The sequence below is a fragment of the Wolbachia endosymbiont of Oedothorax gibbosus genome, assembly GCF_936270435.1.
Lineage (GTDB): Bacteria > Pseudomonadota > Alphaproteobacteria > Rickettsiales > Anaplasmataceae > Wolbachia.
Genome location: NZ_OW370567.1, coordinates 911,631 through 933,081, shown reverse-complemented (window position 1 = coordinate 933,081; position 21,451 = coordinate 911,631). Strand labels below are relative to the sequence as shown.

16 protein-coding genes and 5 pseudogenes are annotated in these 21,451 nt (G+C 35.5%); 16 read left to right on the top strand and 5 right to left on the bottom strand.

Going from position 1 to position 21,451, the window contains the following annotated elements:
* Positions 1-10: 10 nt before the first annotated feature.
* From NBW39_RS04650 to NBW39_RS04595, 14 genes and pseudogenes are all read left to right on the top strand, one after another.
* Positions 11-451, top strand: coding sequence for a hypothetical protein (locus NBW39_RS04650; protein ID WP_250294669.1), 441 nt, complete (start codon positions 11-13; stop codon positions 449-451).
* 159 nt (positions 452-610) lie between these two features.
* Complete coding sequence (locus NBW39_RS04645) at positions 611-1,504, top strand: ankyrin repeat domain-containing protein (RefSeq protein WP_250294668.1); 894 nt, start codon at positions 611-613, stop codon at positions 1,502-1,504.
* 148 nt (positions 1,505-1,652) lie between these two features.
* Positions 1,653-1,964, top strand: coding sequence for an ECH_0659 family protein (locus tag NBW39_RS04640; RefSeq protein WP_370273771.1), 312 nt, complete (start codon positions 1,653-1,655; stop codon positions 1,962-1,964).
* Between the two features lie 130 nt (positions 1,965-2,094).
* The gene (locus NBW39_RS04635; protein ID WP_250294666.1) at positions 2,095-2,643 is read left to right on the top strand and encodes a head-tail connector protein; all 549 of its coding nucleotides are present in this window, start codon (positions 2,095-2,097) and stop codon (positions 2,641-2,643) included.
* A 66-nt stretch (positions 2,644-2,709) separates the two neighbouring features.
* A complete protein-coding gene (locus tag NBW39_RS04630) occupies positions 2,710-2,979 on the top strand; it encodes a hypothetical protein (RefSeq protein WP_250294665.1) in 270 nt (89 codons plus the stop codon).
* Positions 2,942-3,199, top strand: a complete 258-nt coding sequence (gene gp17 / locus NBW39_RS09245; RefSeq protein WP_458695376.1) for a tail completion protein gp17 — start codon at positions 2,942-2,944, stop codon at positions 3,197-3,199. The genes NBW39_RS04630 and gp17 overlap by 38 nt, the downstream gene beginning before the upstream one ends.
* A gap of 100 nt (positions 3,200-3,299) precedes the next feature.
* Positions 3,300-4,159 (top strand): IS630 family transposase gene (locus NBW39_RS04625; protein ID WP_250294642.1). Its coding sequence is split into 2 segments (ribosomal slippage): positions 3,300-3,624 and positions 3,624-4,159, totalling 861 coding nucleotides; the frame shifts between segments, so codons are not numbered across the junction.
* 29 nt (positions 4,160-4,188) lie between these two features.
* Positions 4,189-4,290, top strand: a pseudogene (locus NBW39_RS09010) (DUF3168 domain-containing protein); the annotation flags it as partial.
* Complete coding sequence (locus NBW39_RS04620) at positions 4,265-4,654, top strand: phage tail tube protein (protein ID WP_250294664.1); 390 nt, start codon at positions 4,265-4,267, stop codon at positions 4,652-4,654. The pseudogene NBW39_RS09010 and the gene NBW39_RS04620, both read left to right, overlap by 26 nt.
* 64 nt (positions 4,655-4,718) lie before the next feature.
* Positions 4,719-5,495 carry a hypothetical protein gene (locus NBW39_RS04615; protein WP_250294663.1) on the top strand — a complete coding sequence of 259 codons (777 nt, stop codon included), beginning with the start codon at positions 4,719-4,721 and terminating at the stop codon, positions 5,493-5,495.
* 166 nt (positions 5,496-5,661) lie between these two features.
* The gene (gene clpB / locus NBW39_RS04610; protein ID WP_250294662.1) at positions 5,662-8,223 is read left to right on the top strand and encodes an ATP-dependent chaperone ClpB; all 2,562 of its coding nucleotides are present in this window, start codon (positions 5,662-5,664) and stop codon (positions 8,221-8,223) included.
* 25 nt (positions 8,224-8,248) lie between these two features.
* The gene (locus tag NBW39_RS04605) at positions 8,249-12,982 is read left to right on the top strand and encodes an NAD-glutamate dehydrogenase (RefSeq protein WP_250294661.1); all 4,734 of its coding nucleotides are present in this window, start codon (positions 8,249-8,251) and stop codon (positions 12,980-12,982) included.
* A gap of 5 nt (positions 12,983-12,987) precedes the next feature.
* The gene (tatB, locus tag NBW39_RS04600) at positions 12,988-13,284 is read left to right on the top strand and encodes a Sec-independent protein translocase subunit TatB (RefSeq protein WP_250294660.1); all 297 of its coding nucleotides are present in this window, start codon (positions 12,988-12,990) and stop codon (positions 13,282-13,284) included.
* A complete protein-coding gene (locus tag NBW39_RS04595) occupies positions 13,256-14,632 on the top strand; it encodes a PleD family two-component system response regulator (protein WP_250294659.1) in 1,377 nt (458 codons plus the stop codon). The genes tatB and NBW39_RS04595 overlap by 29 nt, the downstream gene beginning before the upstream one ends.
* Positions 14,633-14,719: 87 nt before the next feature.
* Here NBW39_RS04595 and NBW39_RS04590 read toward each other — a convergent pair.
* The 3 genes and pseudogenes from NBW39_RS04590 to NBW39_RS04580 all read right to left on the bottom strand — a co-directional run.
* Positions 14,720-15,509, bottom strand: a protein-coding gene (locus NBW39_RS04590; RefSeq protein ID WP_250294658.1) for an IS5 family transposase whose coding sequence is annotated in 2 segments (ribosomal slippage) — positions 14,720-15,247 and positions 15,249-15,509 — 789 coding nt in all. Because the reading frame shifts where the segments join, the coding sequence is not laid out codon by codon here.
* Between the two features lie 75 nt (positions 15,510-15,584).
* Positions 15,585-16,799 (bottom strand): annotated as a pseudogene (locus NBW39_RS04585) (IS4 family transposase).
* Between the two features lie 250 nt (positions 16,800-17,049).
* A pseudogene (locus NBW39_RS04580) lies at positions 17,050-17,315 on the bottom strand (IS66 family transposase); the annotation flags it as partial.
* A gap of 52 nt (positions 17,316-17,367) precedes the next feature.
* On the opposite strand from NBW39_RS04580, the pseudogene NBW39_RS04575 reads away from it, so the two are divergent.
* A pseudogene (locus tag NBW39_RS04575) lies at positions 17,368-18,153 on the top strand (IS5 family transposase).
* A gap of 16 nt (positions 18,154-18,169) precedes the next feature.
* Here the strand turns inward: NBW39_RS04575 and NBW39_RS04570 are convergent.
* A pseudogene (locus tag NBW39_RS04570) lies at positions 18,170-18,547 on the bottom strand (DUF6444 domain-containing protein); the annotation flags it as partial.
* Between the two features lie 109 nt (positions 18,548-18,656).
* Positions 18,657-19,847 carry a hypothetical protein gene (locus NBW39_RS04565; protein WP_250294657.1) on the bottom strand — a complete coding sequence of 397 codons (1,191 nt, stop codon included), beginning with the start codon at positions 19,845-19,847 and terminating at the stop codon, positions 18,657-18,659.
* A 140-nt stretch (positions 19,848-19,987) separates the two neighbouring features.
* Between NBW39_RS04565 and NBW39_RS04560 the strand changes: the two genes are divergently transcribed.
* Entirely contained in the window at positions 19,988-21,448 is a 1,461-nt protein-coding gene (locus NBW39_RS04560) for a TrkH family potassium uptake protein (protein WP_250294656.1), read from the top strand.
* Positions 21,449-21,451 lie beyond the last annotated feature (3 nt).

The following is a 21,451-nucleotide window of genomic DNA, read 5'->3' as shown; positions in this document are numbered from 1 at the left end:
TTTTGAGATTATGAACAGGTTCTTAGAAAAAACGCAAAAGGAACTAGAAGAATCAAAAAGTTGCATAGCTGGACATGAGACTAAGTTGAAAGAATTCAATAAAGAGAATGAATCACTAAAACAAAAAATAAAAAGTCTGGAGAATGAAAACACACCACTTAAGAGTGAACTGGGCAAAACTAAAACAAATGAAGTGTCGCTAGAAAAAGTAGAAAAAAGACAATTTTCCCCAAAAGTTGCCTATGCGAGCCTTGCAGCTATGTTAGCAGTAGGTGCTGCTCTTAGTATTGCTTCCGGATTGTCTGCTCTATTAATAGTTGCAGCTTCTGTAGTATCTGCACTGATAGCCGGTGGCATTACATACGCAATATCAAAACCCATCGCTCCTGACACTGAATTGAAAGAAGTGGATATTCAAGGTTCAGCGCAACATGGTGTTTGTAAAACTTGATTTGTAGCAATTTAGTTTCACCTTTTATTAAAATATTAAGATCTTGTGATCGAGCATAGAGTGACAGAAGCAGGCTTCGTTAGCTGTAGATTAAATGTAGTATATAGACAAATTTAACCTCTTTATGAAACTATGCAGTAGTGAAATCAAAAAAAATTAATGATAATAAAACCGAAAGTACAAGTATGGAATAAAAGTAGCAATAAAGCTACAACAAACAAAGATCAACCTAAATTAACAAATGATATAATTAAACACAAAAATGGACTTACTCCTTTATATATCGCCGTCAAACGTGGTTACGTAAAGGTAGTAAAACGTCCAATAAAAAACAGAGTAAATGTCAAAGTACAAGATAAAGATGCATTTTTCGCTCTTTTACGTGAAACTGCTTCACGTAATATTTTAGGTGTGGTAAAGCGTTTAATAAAAAGCGGAGTAGGCATCGAAATAAAAGATCAAGATGGATTTACTCCTTTGCATATTGTTGCTGCACGTAACAGTGAAAAAGCAATAAAGTATTTATTAGAAAATGGAGCAGAACTTGAAGCACGAGATAAAAATGGATGTACTCCTCTACATTCTGCTATTATGTCTGGTTGTGCCAAAGGAGTGAAGTACCTAGTAGAAAGTGGAGCAAACCTTGAAGCACAAGATAAAGATGGATTAGATTATTTATTTCTTGCTAAGTGCAGTCAGAACGACAAAATAATAAAACTTTTGGAAGAAAAAATTAAGAATAAAAAGGACTTAAGTAAGGGTGAATCAGAAAAAATGAAAAGTCAGCATTCTCAAACAAATGAAGTATCACTAGAAAAAGTAGGAAAAAGACAATTTTCCCCAAAAGTTGTCTATACGAGCCTTGCAGCTATGTTAGTAGTAGGTGCTGCTCTTAGTATTGCTTTCGGATTGTTTGTTCTATTAATAGTTGCAGCTTCTGTGGTATCTGCACTGATAGCAGGTGGCATTACATACACAATATCAAAACCCATCGCTCCTGACACTGAATTGAAAGAAGTGGATATTCAAGGTTCAGCACAACGGTGTTTGTAAAATTTAATTTGTACACTTGCTATAGATTCCAGCGCGTAACGCTGGAATCTAGTAAAAAGTATTTGTAAGTTACACAGTAGTGTGAATTTTTTACTTCGGTAGTTTTTCATTGTCATTATAATCATAATAGTAGTTGAGTTTAATTGATATGAAAACTTTTACGAAAAGCTCTAAGAGTAAGGGAAAAAAGCTAGAGGAGTTTGATAAGGAAATTGAAGATATAACAACTATAGCTCAAGATAAATTTGCACATGAACTTGAAAATATCGCATATGATAGTGTGCAAAAATTTCGCAGTCTGCTTGCTAAAGAGTTAAACTCCGTCTTCAATAATATTCATTCTCAAAATGTCAATCTACTAAAATCCAGCCTAGTTGAATATGCTATAAGTGCAAATTTTATCAATAAAAAAGGAGAAACAGCTTTAATACGTTCTCTTCTCAATATGTTCGTACGGTAAAGCACTCAGAGTTGCTGCTGCAACTTAATATTGAATACAAACTGCATAGCTAAAGTAAGTAAGATTTGCCCCACGCTGTCACGAGGTAAACCTTACTTATTCTAGCTATATACAAAAAAGGAGGGTTATTATGTCAATAAGATCTACTTCACCAAGAATACATGTGCAACGTAAATCTAAGCCTGAATCTTTTCCAGTTACTTTAGAAGAGGTTAAATCTTTTTTACGCATTGAGAACGATCAAGATGATAAGTTGATTTCAGATCTAATTTTTATGGCAACTGATTATGCTGAGTGGCATATGGAAAAGTCACTGGTGAAACAAACATGGCAAGTTTCATATGAAGATTATGTACCTCGTAGGATCTATTTAAGCTATGGCCCTGTGAGTAAGATAGTATTGGCTACTGCAATGATGTCTAAAGGTCAAGAGAAGAGAACACTTAAGTATTATTTTAGTGATGTAGGAAGCTACGTTGAATTTTTCAATTACTTAAATGCAATAAGAGTTGATGTTGTATACGAAGCTGGTTATGACAATGTTCCTGAGCAGATAAAACTCGGTATTATGCGGCATGTTTCTGCTATTTACAAAGATCGTGAATCGGGGGTAAGTAGCCATTTGTCTGAAGTGAAGAAGGTGTATTCTCCATTTCGCGAACTGCGAGTTGTTTTGTAGCTCTTTCTTGTCATCCAAGAACTTATCTGTACGAACATTGCGATTTGGGCCCACCAGAAGGGTGTCATGAAAGTAGCTGACACTGGTTCCTTTATGATGGTGTCATCCCAGTCTGGGATCCAGGTCGCTAACAAGCAAACTAGCATAGAAAATGGTTACAACGTTTTTGATGAGATTGCGGGAAGGCTGGATTCCAGTGTCAAGCACTGGAATGACACCGTCTTGGATGAAAAAGCTGGATTCCAGACTGGAATCTGCCACCTGCAAATTGCAATAGCCGTGTCTGTGAGGGTTAATTATGAAAAAAATTCAAGCTATAAACGAGTTATACAGTAGCATTTATGCAGCACTAAAAGCAAACTCTGATTTAAGGAAATATGTTACTAACATTTATGACTACTTACCTAAACAGGTCACCATTCCTTACCTAAGATTGCGCGTAGTGAATTATAATAACCTGCATATGCTGTCCAATTTTGCTACAAAGGCAAGATTTTCATGCGACATATATACTTATCATATAGTTTGTTTGCCATTACAAAGCATGTTAACTTGATACTTAAGAGCATTAATAATGAGGCTGTTTTAGAGAATATAGTACTTTTCATAATAGTCCAAATAAGGTAAAATAAGGATTTGTAGTAGTGAAGGTAGGTATGCCAGCAGCATATAGTTATGACTTAAGGAAAAAAGCAATGGAAGCTCTAGACGAGGGAGAAAGCAGAGAAACAGTGGCAGCAAGATTTAAAATTGGACGAACTACTTTGTGGGAGTGGCAGCAAAGAAGAAAAGAAACAGGTGACTTTCAATCAAAAAAACTTGGAAATGGAGGTTACAATCACAAAATTACCGACTGGGATGCCTTTGCTAAATTTGCCAGAGAAAACGGAGGAAAGACTCTATTGGAAATGGCTAAACTTTGGAGCAACGTTAGTATCCAAACTATCCACCGAGCCCTGAAAAAAATTGGATTTACACGCAAAAAAAGACCTATGGGTACAAGGAAAGAAGCGAAGAAAAACGTGCTAAATTCTTGAAAATTATAGCAACAAAAGAACCTAAAAACTTAGTGTATATAGATGAGTCTGGCATTGACAACACTGAAGACTACCCCTATGGATATTGTCAGAAGGGACAGCGGTTTTATGCCCTAAAATCTGGGAAGAAAACTCAACGAATCAGTATGATTGCAGCTTTAAGTGAAAGAAAAATAGTTGCTCCATTAACCTTTGAAGGCCACTGTAATATGGATATTTTTAATGGATGGTTTGAGCAATTTTTGATACCGACCTTGGAACCTGGACAAACTGTCATTCTTGACAATGCTACTTTTCATAAGTCTGATAAGATCATTAAGCTTGCTAAAGGGATTGGTGCAGAAATTTTGTATCTGCCACCGTATTCTCCAGATTTTAACAAAATTGAACATCATTGGTTTGCTATAAAAAACAGAGTCAGGAAAAACATTCCTCTATTCAAGTCTTTTCGTCATGCTGTTGATTCTGCCTTTCTATGATCTGTTCGGATTATTATGAGAAGTGCTATAATTGTGCTATGGATCAGCATGATGAAATTTTACATTCAACAATTAATTTTGATATTTTAATAAAAGGAGGTGATAATGAGCAAATTACAGCTAAAGATTAAAGATCATGACAATAATTTTATTGTGTTAAATAATATACGAAACCTAAGGTTTACCTTGCGTAATAACAAAGAAGAGATAAAAGATATTTCCTCTTTCGGCTGGAGAAAAGTATTGGACTCTGCTGGGAGCAGACACATTACGATAAAAATTAATGGAATTTTAGACTCTGTATTAGCTGATGAATTATTACGTAATTCTGCTATGCTAAACTCTAATAGTGATTATGAAATTAGTTTTAATGCTAAGGAAAAGATTAAGCTCAGATGTTCAGTTGAATTGTATGAGAGGTATTATGATCCTACTACTTTTGACAGCTTCACTGTAGTTTTAACTAGTGCTGAAGTTGTAAACGCTTTTCATTAATGTTAATTTAATTTTTTCATATACACTAGTAACTAGTGAAGATTTTAACTGAATTAAAAAAATTATGAACGATGAAGATTTTTTTGAAGAAGACGATGGTAATATTGAAGAAAATAACAATGACAGAAGAGAGAGAAGTTTAGAAAATGAAAATCAGCAAAATCAAGAAGAACAATACAAAGAGGAAGATAAACAATACATAATACAGTATATTCAAGACTATTTAAAAGCTTTTGAGGATATTCTAAATCAGATCGACGAAGGAATTGATAATTCGGATAGTTACGAAAGGACTATGCAAATAAAGCGAAGCATAGACAGGCTCATAGAGACTTTATATAGTCAGGCTGCGTCTGAAGATATTGATGCAGAATTTGAAACCACAAAGCATACTCGCGATAAATCAGAATCTATGAAAAGAGTTAGAGAGAAGAGAAGGAAGCAAGTGATAGAAGAAGTATTAAGTAGCATGTTTGCCCAGCAACAAAAGGAGCTAACGAATGCTAAACACTTAAGTCATGGACATGAAACAGCACATGATGATGAAGCAAAAAAACGAGTGAAGTCTTCAATCAGGGGAGTGTTGTTTTCGGTGATTGCTCATAGGATGGATCCAAGAAGGAGGGCAGGGGAAACTGCTGACGATAACGAAAAGCAGGCCCATATATATGGCAGGGAAGCAGTTGGTGGAGCTTTAGGTGCATTGTTAAAAACGTTTTTAACAGCAGTTACTGCCGTTGTGCGCGAAATTGCTAAGCCGCTTCAGAAACAGGAAACATCTTTTGCAAAACAAGTTGAAGAAAGTAGAAACGCAGATTCACAAAAGGGTCGATCTGTGTAGACTATCCATAAGATGGTCTAATGAAGTAAAGGGTAGGGTACGGTTGCTATGATAGTTTCTTTTTTTAGAAAGTTTTAAATTTCATACCTAACAATAAACAACTTTAGGTTTAAATTTATGAAATCAATTGTTATATACATCAGCAAATACAAGTTTAACTGGTGTTATGGACTTAAATAAATTTACCGAAAAAGCAAAAAGTCTAATTCAAAGTGCTCAGATGAAAGCGTTGGGAGCTGGGCATCAGATTTTTATGCCTGAGCATTTACTAAAAGTGATGCTTGAGGATGAATTAGGTTTAGTTCAGGATTTGATAAACGCTTGTGGTGGAAATGTGCAAAGTATTTCTGATGCTGTGGATAGTGCAATAAAAAAGTTGCCAGTAATTGAAGGTCCAGGAAGTGGGGGCCTTCAACTTTCAAGAAAAGTAGCAAAAGTTTTTGAAGATTCAATTGGTATTGCAAGGAGAAATAAAGATTCATTTGTTGCTGTTGAGCGTTTACTGCAGGGCCTCACTGCACAAAAAGATGATACTGTAGGCAAAATTCTGGCAGAAAGTGGTGTTACACCGCAAAAATTAAATTCAGTTATTACAGATATGAGGAAAGGCAGCAGTGCAGACTCGCCAAATAGTGAGGAAAAATTGAACGCTGCTAAGAGGTATACAAAGGATATTACAGAGCTTGCTATGCAAGGAAAGCTTGATCCTGTAATTGGTCGTGATGAAGAGATTAGAAGAACTATGCAGGTATCACTGAGGCGGACAAAAAATAATCCAGTGCTGATCGGTGAACCTGGTGTTGGAAAAACTGCAATAGTTGAGGGGCTTGCAAATAGAATTGTTGCAAATGACGTGCCACTTGGTTTGCATGATGCAAAGGTCTTAGCCCTCGATCTTGGCGCATTAATTGCTGGAACAAAATTTAGAGGAGAATTTGAAGAAAGGCTAAAAGCGGTAATCAATGAGCTTTCGAGAGCAGAGGGAAAAGTTATCTTGTTTATAGATGAGCTTCATACTTTAGTTGGGGCAGGAGCAACAAGCGGTGCAATGGATGCTTCAAATCTGCTGAAGCCTGCTCTTGCACGTGGAGAAATTCGCTGTATAGGGGCTACAACTTTAGATGAATATCGTGAACATATAGAGAAAGACCCTGCGCTTGCAAGGCGTTTCCAGCCCGTGTTTATTTCTCAACCAACTGAAACTGACACTATTTCAATACTGAGGGGTTTGAAGGAAAGATATGAGGTGCATCATGGTATAAGAATTACAGACGGTGCAATAATTGCTGCTGCAACGTTATCCAATAGATATATAACAGATAGGTTTTTACCTGATAAAGCAATTGATTTGATTGATGAAGCAGCAAGCAGGGTGAGAATTGAAATGGATAGCAAACCTGAGGTTATTGATGAACTTGAGAGAAAGATTATACAGCTAAAAATTGAGTCGGAAGCTCTAAAAAAAGAAAGTGATGAAAATTCTAAACAGCGTTTAAAAAAGATAAATGAGGAGATTGAAAACCTAAACAGTAAATTTGCTGACTTGAACAGCAAATGGCAGATGGAAAAGAATAAAATAGCTAGAATACAAGAAACAGCCGAAAAATTAGATAACGCTAGAAAAGAGTTGGAATTAGTTCAGCGTAGTGGGAATTTGGGAAGGGCAGGAGAACTGATGTATGGTGTGATTCCTCAGTTTGAGAATGAATTAAAAAATCAGGAAAAGGTTACTGATAGCTTCTTAAAGAAAGAAGTGACTGGAGATGATATTGCAAACATTGTTTCAAAGTGGACGGGAATTCCAGTTGATAACATGATGCACAGTGAAAAGGAAAAACTCCTTAACATGGAGAATGAAATAGGAAGAAGAGTAATAGGGCAGAAAGGCGCGATAGAAGCAATAAGTAATGCAGTTAGGCGCTCTCGCTCTGGTGTGCAAGATACTAATCGACCTTTCGGTTCATTTTTATTCTTAGGCCCAACTGGAGTTGGAAAAACAGAACTGGCAAAAGCCCTTGCTGAATTTCTGTTTGACGATCAATCAGCGCTTCTGCGTTTTGATATGTCAGAATATATGGAAAAACATTCTGTTTCAAAGCTAATTGGCGCGCCTCCGGGATATGTTGGCTATGAACAAGGTGGCAGATTAACTGAAGCGGTAAGAAGAAGACCATATCAGGTTATTCTGTTTGATGAAATCGAGAAAGCAAATCCAGATATATTTAATATATTGCTACAGATCTTGGATGAGGGTAGACTCACTGATAGTCATGGTAAATTAATTGATTTTCGCAACACCATACTGATTTTAACTTCTAACCTTGGCGCTGAGATAATGCTTAAAGGGAATGTTGATTCTGTAAGAAATGAAGTGATGCAAATAGTTAAATCAACATTTCGTCCAGAATTTTTAAACAGGCTGGATGAAATTATTATATTTCACAGCTTAACCAGAGATGACATCTATAAAATTATAGATGTTCAATTTTCTTATTTACAAAAAACACTTGCTAAGCGTAAACTGAGTATAAGTTTGTCGCAGGAAGCTAAAGAACTAATAGCACAGACTGGCTATGACCCTGAATATGGAGCAAGGCCCCTAAAAAGGGTTATACAAGAGTGTATTCAAAATAATTTAGCTAAATTAGTTTTATCAGGGGAAGTAGTAGAAAATGATGAGCTAATAGTGTACGCTCTTGATAATGAAATCTTAGTTAAAAAGGTTTAAGTTCACTGTGTATTTTGGTTAAAAAATGTGTATAGATCATAATGTTGACACTGAGTCTTTATTTAAGTTAGCTGATCAAGAAAATCAGCAAGATAAAGAAAAAATTAAAAAATTTATTAAGTATTTTTATAGTTTTGTTTATAAAAGCGACCTAAAAGCCAATGATAAGTTTTTGCTATATATTGTAAACGATGCTTACAATTTTGTTTCTCAAAAAGAGAAAGATGAAAGTAAGTTAGTAGTAAGCAATATAGATGATATACCAGGAGTAGAAGGCGATTTTACCACGATTAAGATAACAAACGATGATATGCCATTTTTGGTTGACTCTGTGATTGCAACTATTAAGTCGCACGATTTAACCATATGCTATTACAGCAACAGCGTAATTAACATTAAAAGAAAAGATGGCCTAATAGACGAGATTTACCCTTTGGAAGAAAGCAATGGAATCAAAGAGTCAGTTATATATGTAATTATCAAAGGTATAAGTGACAGTTTTGTTGATACATTAAAAGAATCTCTACAAAAAACGCTGAAAGCAGTTAATTGCGTTGTGAAAGATTGGCACTTAATGCTCAAGAAACTTGATGAGGCAAGTCTTTCTGTCATCCCAGCTGGGATCCAGGAAAAGGACACGTGGTCACGCACTGGAATGACACCAGACCGAAATCAAGAGCAAAAAGATTTTCTAGTTTGGTTAAAGAATAATAACTTCGTATTTCTAGGTTATCAAGAATATATTGCTGGTAAAGATGAAAAACTCGTCTGTGATAGCAAAAAGGACCTTGGCCTGATGAGAGTAGGTCAAAGTACGTTGATTCCTTCTGCAAACCTTGATTCCCTATACATATTGAGATCAGATCTAATCTCAATAGTTCATCGACGTACATACGTGAATTGTATAGGAGTAAAAGAATTTGATGACCAGGGTAATGTAGTAAAGGAACGGCGTTTTTTCGGGCTATTTACTTCTGTAGCGGAGGTCCAAGATATTCGAACTATTCCAATAATAAGAGATAAAGTTAAAGTTATAGAAAAAAATGCAGGATTTGTAACCGGGGGCCACAATAACAAAGCTTTAATTTCTATTTTACAAGCATTCTCTTGTGATGAATTATTCCAATCAAATGAAGACGAATTATTTAAAATTTGCATTTCGATCATGTCTCTTGCGATTAGACCAAGGGTCAGGTTATTTTTAAGAAGAGTAGGGGATTTTATTAGTTGCATAGTGCTGATACCAATGCGTTATGCTAGCGCTAGGCTAATGTTCAAGATACGTGATATATTGAAGGATGAGATAAGTGCAGAAAGTTCAGATATTTATAATAATCACATTATCAATGAATATGATTTGATGAAATTGCATGTAGTGCTAAAGACCAAAAATGCTAGCGTTTCTGATGATGAAGTTTTGCGTATCGAAAACAAATTAAGAAACATTACAGAAAAGTGGGAAGATCGTTTTATAGACAATTTATATAATACTTTTAGCACTGTTGAGGATATATTCATCCGTTATTGCAAGGCATTTCCAATAAGCTATCAAGAGAGTTTCGAACCTCATGACGCATATTACGATATGAAAAAATTGGAGATAGTGAGGAAGAAAAGAGTTAGCGAGGTCGATTTAAGACTTACTCGTGACAATCTTAATTATCAATTAAAGGTTTACACTTCGAGCAATGGAGGTCTTGAATTATCGAAGATATTAAGAATTACTAAGAATTTGGGAGCGAAGATCCTATCTCATAATGGTTATTACATAAAAATCAACGGTGGAATATGGATACACCATTTTGTGTTGTCAAGAGTCGATGAATTAATAGACAACATTACTCTAAAAGAGCAATTTGAAATAACACTTGCGAAAGTGTTTAGAAAGGAAATTAAAAATGATTATTTTAACAGTTTGGTCATTATTGCTGGGCTGGAGTGGAAAGAAGTGCTTCTGGTTAGAGCGCTCAGTGCTTACCTAAAGCAGACGTCATTTAACTACAACCCAGAATATATCCAAAAAGTGGTCTCAGAATATCCAAAAATAGTAAAGTATTTGATACAACTATTTCATGCAAGATTTGATCCTAACATAGACATTGATAGAGCAGAAACCACGGACATTTTCATAGAAAAAATTGAGGAACTTCTGAAAGAGATCAGCAATGTTTCACATGATTACGTTTTGCGCTCGATATTTAACTTGATAATGGCTATTTTAAGGACCAGTTATTATCAAGATGATAAACCCTACTTATCTACAAAATTTGACTCAAGTAAAATAAATGGTTTACCTGATCCTCGCCCGTATCGTGAATTGTATGTTTATTCAAACATTTTTGAGGGAATACATCTAAGAGGAGGGAAATTAGCCCGTGGTGGCTTAAGGTGGTCGGATAGGACGGAAGATTTTCGCACTGAAGTTTTGGGGCTCATGAAAGCTCAGATGACAAAAAATGCGGTTATTGTACCTGTTGGCGCAAAGGGTGGGTTTGTAATTAAGCAAGTTTATAAAGACAAAGATATTTTAAGAGAGAAAGGTGTTGAATGCTATAAGAGTTTTATCAGAGGAATGCTTGATATCACTGATAACGTGGTTGATGGTAAAATAATTCCACCAGAGAATGTGATTAGGTATGATGAAGATGATCCATACTTAGTAGTTGCAGCAGATAAAGGCACTGCTTCATTTTCTGATTATGCCAACCAGATAGCCTCTGAATACAATTTTTGGCTTGGCGATGCATTTGCATCTGGTGGATCAGCAGGTTATGATCACAAAAAAATTGGTATTACAGCCAGAGGTGCATGGATTGCAGCGCAGAGGCATTTTTGGAAAATGAATAAGGATATTTACCAAGATGTAACTGTTATTGGAATTGGGGATATGGCTGGCGACTTATTTGGAAATGGTATGCTGCTTTCAAAAAATATACATTTAATCGGCGCATTTAACCATATGCATATTTTTGTTGACCCAAACCCTGATACAGAAAAGAGTTTCACAGAGCGTAAACGTCTCTTTGAGTTACCATTTTCAACTTGGATGGATTATAACAAGGATTTGATTTCTAAAGGTGGAGGAGTATTTGAGCGTAGCAGCAAGCAAGTAAACATTTCTCAAGAAATAAAAAAATGCTTTGATATAACAGAAGATATGCTACCTCCAAGTGATTTGATTAGATATCTACTCAAAGCAGAAGTGGACTTCATATGGAATGGAGGAATTGGCACGTTTGTTAAGGCAAAGAGTGAAAATCATAGCATGGTCGGTGACAAAGCAAACGATGAGTTAAGAGTGAATGGTAAGGATATTAGAGCTTCCATGTTTATAGAGGGTGGAAACCTTGGTTGTACACAGCTTGGAAGAATAGAATATGCTGAAAAAGGTGGATATATCAATGCAGATTTTGTTGATAATTCAGCCGGAGTGATATGTTCGGACCTTGAAGTCAACATCAAGATTGCATTTGTTTCAGCTATGAAAGCAGGGGGTATTTCTTTAGAAAAAAGGAATGAAATACTAGCAAGTATGGTGGATGAAGTTGCATCCAAAGTGCTTGAGAACCACAACAAAATTGAAACAAAAGCATTACTTCTTGAGTGTTTGCAAGCTAAAGAGAGATTGGAGCAGCACCACAGGTTACTGCTCAGTTTAGAAAAATCTGGGCTGTTAAACCGAAGCGTAGAATTTCTTCCAGCTGAAGAAGAGATAGCAAGGATGTTAACTGGTGCAGAAGGTTTCAGTTCTCCTCAGCTTTCTATTCTAATGTCTTATGCTAGAACGGCAATAAAAAATGAAATTATACATTCCGATCTGCCTGAAAAAGATCTTATATCTAATGACTACTTGCTAGGTTATTTTCCTAAAAAGATGATAACAAAGTTTAAGGATTTCATATTAAAACACCAACTTCGTAGAGAAATTATCTCTACTTGCATTGCAAATGATGTAGTGAATAGAATGGGCTGTATATTCATCAATAATTTGGCTGAGAACACTGGAATTAAGGTACAAGAAGCGGTTAACATATATATTGTTGTTAACCACCTGTATGATTTAAACAGCCTGTGGCAGAAAATTGATGAATTGGATGGAAAAATTGATGTTAACTCATACTTACAAATAGTGAGAAATGTGCAGAAATTTATTGGCAGAGTATCGTTTTGGTTAGTGAAAAATCTTGGCAAGCTTAGCTTTGTAGAGTTGGATGATGTTACAAAATTTAAAGATGCAATTGAAACTTTAGGCCAGAACTTAACTGATGTTTTAGATGAACACCTATTAAAGGTCTATAGCCATGGATCAACTTCTTTAGTAGAACTTAATATAAATAAAGATCTAGCAAAAAAAGTTGCTGATCTATGCGTTCTTGCTTATGCACTGGACATTATATCTATTGCTGAACAGACGTCTTTGCCCATTCTTGATGCTGGTAAAATATACTTTGAGTTAAAGTCGCTGTTAAGATTCGATCTGATTAGAACAATTGCCATCAAGATGAAAAGCCGCTCTTCTTATTGGGATCGCAGCTTAGTTAATGATTTATTGGACGATTTAAGCAATTACCATCACAAGCTAGCTGTTAAAGTCATAAAAGCTACTGATAACCCCGAAGATAAGGTTCAAACTTGGGCTTGTAATGATAAGGACTACATAGAACGTTATAATAGTTTTTTAGATGAGATGGTTGCTTCTAAACTTGATTTAAGCAAATTAATATTTATAATCAGGAGGATTAAGGTACTTGCTTCATAGGAAAAATGTTCAATATAGGTCTTTCAGAAATTTTGGTCGTTGCTTTAGTGAGCATAATTGTTCTTGATAGAAATAAGGTGCCTGTATTTATTGATCTTATTAGGAATACATATAGGTATCTTATGATTATAAAATCAAAAGCTAGGAGGTTATTGAAAGACGCAGGAATTGAAGACTTATATAAAGAGTGTAATACTGAGAAAGTAAATTACATAGTTGGTAAAAATGGTAAGCTTTATCCTACTTACGATATAGATAATACATCCAAAGATAATGACAGCGAAGATTCTGGTAGTAGATGATGTACTATCTAATGTCAAGCTTTTAGAAGCTCGACTAAAAGCAGAGTACTATACGGTTATCGTAGCCTATGATGGTGAGGAAGCCATGGATTTGGTAGCAAAGCAGCAGCCTGATATTATATTACTTGATATTATGATGCCAAAAATGAATGGCTTTGAAGTTTGTAAGGAGCTAAAGAGTGATCCCTTGACAACCCATATTCCAATAATTATGGTAACTGCGCTGCATGACGCTCATGATAGAGTACAGGGCATTAATGCTGGTGCAGATGATTTTCTGACTAAACCAATAGACGAAACTGCTTTATCTGCAAGGATCAAGTCTCTCACGCGCTTAAAAATGATTATAGATGAATTGCGTTTAAGAGGAGAAACCAACGCTGAGATTGGCGGAGTAGCAGGAAACAGTATTATGGATTATTCTAATCAGATTTTTGATGCTAACATACTTGTTGTAGATGAAGATGTCTTTCAAGCAGAGCAGATATATAATGTACTAAAGCACCGCTTTAGGTCAATTAAAATACTGAGTGATCCAGTGGAGGCATTAAAGGTTGGTATTAAGGATAATTACGACCTGATCATTTCTGATATGCATTTTTCAAAAACTGACGGCTTGCGTTTGTGTTCTGGTTTTCGTAGTAAGGTGGAAACACGTTATACACCAATTCTGATTCTTTCTGAGGATTATGATAAAAACAATTTAGTAAAAGCACTTGATGTAGGTGCTAATGATTATTTAACAGTACCTTTGGATGAGGGTGAGTTAATAGCAAGGGTTAATTCGCAAGTAAAACGCAAAAGATATCAAGATGCCTTGAGAATGAATTTATTTAATAATGCGGAAATGTCTATAAAGGACCCATTAACTAACTGTTATAATAGAAGATATTTTGACGCACACTTAAGAAACATTGTTAAGGACTCTGTGGAAAAGGATAGAAGGTTGTCTCTTATGATACTTGATATAGACTATTTTAAGATGGTGAATGACAGTTTTGGGCATAGTGCTGGAGATGAGCTTTTAAAGCAAATGCAGAGAAGAATTTCTGAAAATATCAGAGTGACGGATTTACTAGCTAGGTTTGGTGGTGAGGAGTTTGTTGTTGTAATGCCAGATACCAATGTATCAGATGCGTATACTATTGCGGAGAGAATACGAAAAATTATTGCTAAAGAACCTTTTATACTTGCGGACAAAAATACAACCCACAATATAACTGTGAGCATTGGAATTGCAGAAATGCAAGGATCTGACCTTAACGATATTAAAAAATTTATAGTACGTGCTGACAAATATTTATATAAAGCAAAAAACAGTGGTAGAAATAGAGTGGTTACTGGCTAGATCTCTGAAATAGGCTTCAGAAGCATATGTTTTGTTGCATTAAAAATACGTATCTGTTCAGGCAATGGCGTCAACTTAAGAACCTGTTTAAAATCTTCGTAATAAGAGAGAAATGAAGGAGAGAACAACCATCTGTAAGCTAGTGTTGAGTTTCCGCTCGCAATTTTTCCACAAACGCCTACATTTTTCCAACCAAGCAAAAGAACGCTCAACAACCCATCTCTTTGGCAATACAACGAAAGAGTGTAATTCACTTCGCTTTATTACCTCAACAGTTGCACCAATAGTAGCTTTTATTTGAGTTGCAAAATTTTCTCCTGTATAGCCAGCATCAACCAGTATATTTTTAACTTCAGAGAGGTTTTCTTCAGCCTTTTCCACCATTTCCACAGCACTGCTACGATCAGTTACTTCTGCCGTTGTTATATGAATTGCATGTGGCAAGCCTTGCGTATCAACTGCAATATGACGCTTTATGCCTGAAATCTTTTTACCTGCATCATAGCCCTTTTTTTCAGCAGTATCTGTGTTTTTAACACTTTGTGCATCAATTATACAGAAACTGGTTTTCTCTTTCCGACCATTGCTGATACGAACCTCTCCAACTAATTTTTTTTAAGACTACTTCCAGCAAGCTTGGTTCTGCTCCATTCTTTTTATTCCACATTTGAAAATAGTAATACACGTTCTCCCACCTTGGAAAATCTTTTGGCAGCATTCTCCACTGGCAGGCGCTTTTTAGGATATATAGCACTGCACAAAATACATCATACAAATCAAGTTTCCTTGGTTTTGTTTTCTTTCTGCTACTCTCCAGTATTGGTCTGATTTTTTCAAATTGTTCTTGACTTATATCGCTTGGATAGCTTTTTTGCATAGATATACCTCTTTCTTAACTATGCCTACTTTACCTCATATTTTCGAGATCCTTAACAGGTTCTAAGAGCATACATTAGCAAACTCTCCTAAAGACATGATGGCGTTTGGGCTTATCTACTTTATTGCGGCTATACAATCTTCCCGGTCGGATCTTAACTTTGGCGCGTATACTTAAAAAGGGCTTGAAAATCTTTTGGCGCAACGAGCACTTGATAAAGTTTCTGTCTCATCACACCAAATAAAACTGAAAAATTTAAACGGTACTCGGCAATTTGATCTGGGTTCCAAGGCCCTTGTGCATCACACATATGAAGCGATAATATATTGCACATGACCAAGTTTGCCCAAAATTCTTGTAATACAGCCTCTAAATTTACCCCAGAAAAATTCTCTAACTCTGCTCCTACTTTGAGTCGTTTGTAGCACTCTTCTATGTGCCACCTTAATACATAAGCTTTACTGATATCTTCCAAAGTAAATTTTTCTCGATCAAAAAGTGAAGTAACTAATACCTCTGTTTCTCCGTTAGCTAATGTCAGCTCTTACTTTCTGTCCTTTCATTTTATTTTTTAGCTTTTCATTTTCTAATATAAAATCAAAATCTGATTCGCCAGATGCAATTCGTTCCCATAGCTTGCTATAATTTCTTTTTTGCAAGCGAAAAATAAAATCTACTTCCAAATCATCATGCTGCTGAATGAATTTTACTGAAGGATAACCACGATCATAGATAAATAATAATTTCTTTTGATTTAATGAACGCATTTGAGTGATAACTTCGGGTAATTGCTCTTCCGCCAACGTTTGTTCCCAAGCCGCAAGGCGAGCACTGCAAATCAGTGAAGTACATAAATCAACAAACAAAGAAACTCTTGCCAATGGTGGCATTGTGCCTGTTGTTCCATTTGGTTTAAAGCGGCCAAACTCGGATACAATTTCCTCAGAGCTGGGTAATCTCATACCAGAACCATCTGCTGCAATAAGTCTATAGCCTCTCCAGCTCAGATTCATCTTGATAGGCTGTTTGGATGCTTAAATTCTTTAAAACCTGTATTTATACCTTGCTTTAGAAAAAGCTTGCTTTGAGGGTACATGTCAATGGCTCCATAAGTTCACATTCTATTCCCAAACTTTTTTTAACTAACTTTAAAATCATAGAAAATACTGTCGTAAAAGGGAGTTTTCTTGTTCGCGTGAAACTGTTCTTTCCAACACAATGGATTCTCTGAAAAGCTTTCGAGTATATTATATTTTTAATTTGTAGAATAAAATTTTTTCCTTTTTGCATGTTTTACCTAAAAAGGACACATTTTAGACTTCTTTGTTGAAATAAAACAGCAACAAAAGTGCTATTTATTGCAGCTTTTGGGTAATTTAATGGTAAAAATTTTAGAGAGAATTTTTATACACTATCACCGATATTTTTCCTTAAGTTGACGCCATTGTCTGTTCAGGGGAGTGGCTAATGTGCAAATATTGAAGCAAAGTGCGTGACACACAGCTGTACGAACATTTGTGTATCCGTTCAGCAGAGTGGTTTAAGAAACAATAGATAGGAGATTTTGGAAAGCCCTTTTGTTTCCATGTTAAGTATAATGAAATTATCCGTTCGAGGAATGTGTTTCCTCGCTGTGATTGTGTAAAATATGAGTTTTTACGGTAAACGACATAGTGTCGTATCTGTTGTTCAGCATGTCAATGGAATGTTTTCTGAATCATTCAAAAAATTTCACATCATTCTTTCAGATTTCAAAATATTTTTTGCAACTCGAGAAGCTCCAATTGCTTCAGGTAAGCGAGATATTAGACTTCTTTCAAAATTGAGAGAAGGAGTGTAAGATCAAGTATTTGGAAGCATGAAATATAAGGAAATAGAAAAGTTAGAAGGAGAAAAATTTCGACGTTTAACAGGTGTAAAAAAAGCAACATTCGAGAGAATGGTAAAAATTCTAGACGAGGAAGAAAAAAAGCTAGAAGTGGGAGAAAAAGTAAACTTTGCATAGAAGACAGGCTACTTATGGCACTGAGAGAATATCGGACATATTTTCATATCGGACAAAGTTATGGCATGAGTGAAAGTAACTGTTTTAAAATAATAAGATGGGTAGAAGGCACATTAATCAGATTTTGCATTACCAGGAAAAAAAGAGCTATTAAATGGTAATGTAGAATATGAAATTTTGGTAATAGATGGACCAGTAGAAAGGCCAAAAAAAAGCAGAAAAGATTTTATTCAGGAAAGAAAAAGAAGCATACGGTAAAGACACAAGTCGTTATAGCAAAAAAAAGCAAAAAAGTTATATGTACTTCCTTTGCTAACGGTAAACAACACGACTTTAGAGTTTTTAAAGAGTCAAAAGTTCGCATGTTATCGACCACTAAAGTTTTAGCAGATGCTGGTTATAGGGGTATGCACAAATTTCATAAAAATGTTCAACTTCCCCATAGAAGATCAAAAAAGTTTCCTTTACCAAAAGACAAAAAATCGGAGAATAGGACTCTTTCTAGCCAAAGGGTGATAGTTGAAAACGTAATTGAAGAGGTTTAAAATCATCTCGGATAGGTATCGAAACAGACGAAAACGTTTTGCTTTAAGATTTAATTTAATTGCTGCTATTCATAACTTTGAGCTCCTTATATGAATTTTGAAAGAAGTCTAATGTAAGGTTTTCCACATATTGCAATCTCTCCTCCGCACTCGCAAGTAGATGACAACTTTACTTTTATCACCTCATCTGCATCCATTTTGGCGCGAAAACTTCCTTCATGCCCAATCTGTGCCCCTATTTTCCTGTCACTTTTTTTCTTTTTCTTCTTTAGCTTGTATAACTCTTTTGAGCTCGGTATCGATGAATTTTGTGAATTCAGACCTAGTCTTTCTTTCAATTCAGCATTTTCAATTCTTAGCGCCTTATTCTCAGATCTAAAATTTTCGTTTTCTATCTCTAACCTCTTTATCTCTGCTTTTAGTTGCTCTATCTCTATTTTAAAGCTTTCACAGAGCTTGAGAAGACTAGCTAGTAGATCAGACCACACATACTACTTGCGATATTATGTTTTTAGCACTCCTTGTCTACTTTTTATTTTACCGCTCCGCTGAACGGATACAGTCAGACCCAGCGCGGCGCGCTGGGATGACAATGGATTACTGATTAGGCAGTTCTGCGTTGTTGCAACACCCAGAAACAACCGGGTCCGAGCTTTTTGTATCTGGGCTTTCTGATTTCTCACAAAACTTAGCAATACCAGCACCCATTAATATAACTGCTGCCAAAACTGTTAAAGCCAGTGCAACTACAGGATATGCCAGCACATAGGCTGCAACAGCACCAGCTACGCATAGTCCAGTAACACCTAGAGCGATCTTCCCTTTGTGTTCACTCCAGAAGGTTGTTTCGTTCTTTTCTGGGATCGTAGTATTTATTGAAGATATGAACGTGTTCTGTCCTTCATTTTGCAATCTCTCTGCATCTTCTCTTGCTTGTTCTTCTATAAGCTTTTTGGACGCATGTTCACTAAGTTTTTCCTCAAGTGCTCGAATCAAATCTTGAAAGCATTGCTCACCTACTCCAGGTATTTCAGCAAAAAGTTTTTGTGCACATGTAAGTTTATCCATTACATAGTTATTTCCATTGAGCTCGAACTCAAGGAGCTGTGGAGAAGCAGCATTAAACATTAATTCAAAGATTTCTTTTATCTTTTCCACATCTTCTTGGTTCAATTCTCTACCATAGTTAACCAGCAGAGGATAAATTAACAAGCAATCAATATTAGTAGAATTATTCCAATATACATTTCGCATCAAAACCCTTTCTACATTTGTACCACAATTCTCTAATGCTGTTTTAACTTGATCAACATCAAGGCTTCTTATTGCATGTCTTAGTGCCATATCAAGATCCATTACCCTCTTGTAATCTTCCACTTCTTTAATCAAGTCTTCAAGCGATTTTCCATCAGCTATATCTTTCTTAACATAAAGTTTTTGTCCCTCTTTAAGAGTAGTTATTATATAGTTATCTCCATATTCTTGAAAACTATCCATTGCACGACAACACACAGAATCACGAGTTGCCTGATCAGCTTCCTCCCAAATTAGTTTAATGATCTCTACGCTTTTTTCAAATTCTCCTTGAGCTTCAAATCTAATAGCAAAATCTAAAATGGCATCTAGGTTAGAATCCACAGTCCCCTTGTGGCTCAAAACTGCTTGTATATCACCATAATCATTATCTTCATCTTCGAATATGTCCTGGACCATTTGAGGGTTGTTATTCCCGATTGCTGTAATTAATGAAGTTTTAATTTGTTGTTGTATACCAGTTAATTCAGTCATGTGTTACCTCTATTTTCTATAATAAGTTTAATTATCACACATATTTACAAGTAAGTCAAGTATATTGTTAATAACTGTTACAACAAAATGCTTGACGTTAGAGTAGCTTTTATGGCTTTGTATAGCGAGGAAGTAACTCTATGAAAAATCATCAACGTTTACAAAATTTGCGTTCAATTGTATTTATTGTGGGAATATTCCTATTGCTGTTTAGCTTAGCAATGCTTATTCCTGCTATTACCAATAAGTATCTCAGCTACGAATGGAAAAATTTTCTCGCTGGATTCATAATTACCTGCACATCTGGCGCAATTTTTATTTTACTCGGTAAATTAAGTAGATTGTATGGCATGCCGGCAATTTTTGCGATTACTAGTTGCACCTGGATTGCCTTGTCTCTGTTTGCAGCTATTCCTTTCTATTTTGATAATCTGAGCTATGTTGATGCATTGTTTGAAACGATATCTGGCATCACAACCACAGGAGCAACTATATTTAATGATATTGAAAAACAATCTCCAGGAATACTGCTATGGAGAGCAATGCTACATGGCATGGGGGGTTTTGGTGTAATAACTATAGGAATTGCAGTTTTTCCTATGTTTAAGGTTCTCAGCCTAAATAATTTACTTTATTCTGAATATTCAGATGCTACCAAAAGGAAGTTGCCGAACACGCGAAGCGTAGTAATTCATGTTACGGCAATATATTATGGCCTAATTTTGTTATGTATATTTTCCTATTATCTAGCTGGTATGCCACTGTTTGATGCAATATGTCACGGAATGTCCGCTGTATCAACTGGTGGATTTGCTAACTATAATGATTCTATAGGGCACTACAATAACCCTATGTTAGAAGCCATAACGATCGTTTTTATGATTTTGGGTTCTCTGCCTTTTCTTAGCTATTTAAAAATCATAAGACGGTTAGACATTTGCCATGATGAACAGGTCTCTTACTTTGTTAAGATAGCTATTGTTTCATCTTTATTTGCTTGTTTTTGGTTGTATCAAAATGTTGATTTAGGAGTGTCATTATCATTTAGATGCAGCACATTTACTATCACTTCCTTGATTACGTCAACTGGTTATGCAATCTGTAATCATATAGATTGGAGTTTCATTTCAGTCTTAGCTTTTTTTCTAACCTTTGTTGGTGGATGTAGTGGTTCTTCAAGTGGTGGCATCAAAATCTTTCGTTTGATCATTTTTCTAAAGTCTATAGAAAATCACTTTCGCCTTTTATTAAACCCAGGCGCAGGCGATAGGGTAAAATTCAATGGAAAAACCCTGGAGAATGATGAAGTTCACTCTGTCTTTATATTTTTTGCAATTTTCATGTTAACGTTTACCATTTCATCAGTAGTGATGTCTTACTTAAGCAATGCAGACTTTATAACTAGCATCAGCTCAGTCTCTGCAACGCTTACAAATTCTGGCCCGGGATTTAGTAATTTAATAGGTCCTTCGGGTAATTATTCCTCTTTCAGTAATGAAGTAAAATTATTTCTATCGTTTTTAATGCTGCTTGGCAGACTTGAAATATTGCCAATCTATTTTTGTATAGGCAATTTATTCTTATTTAATAGAAAGAAATAGGTA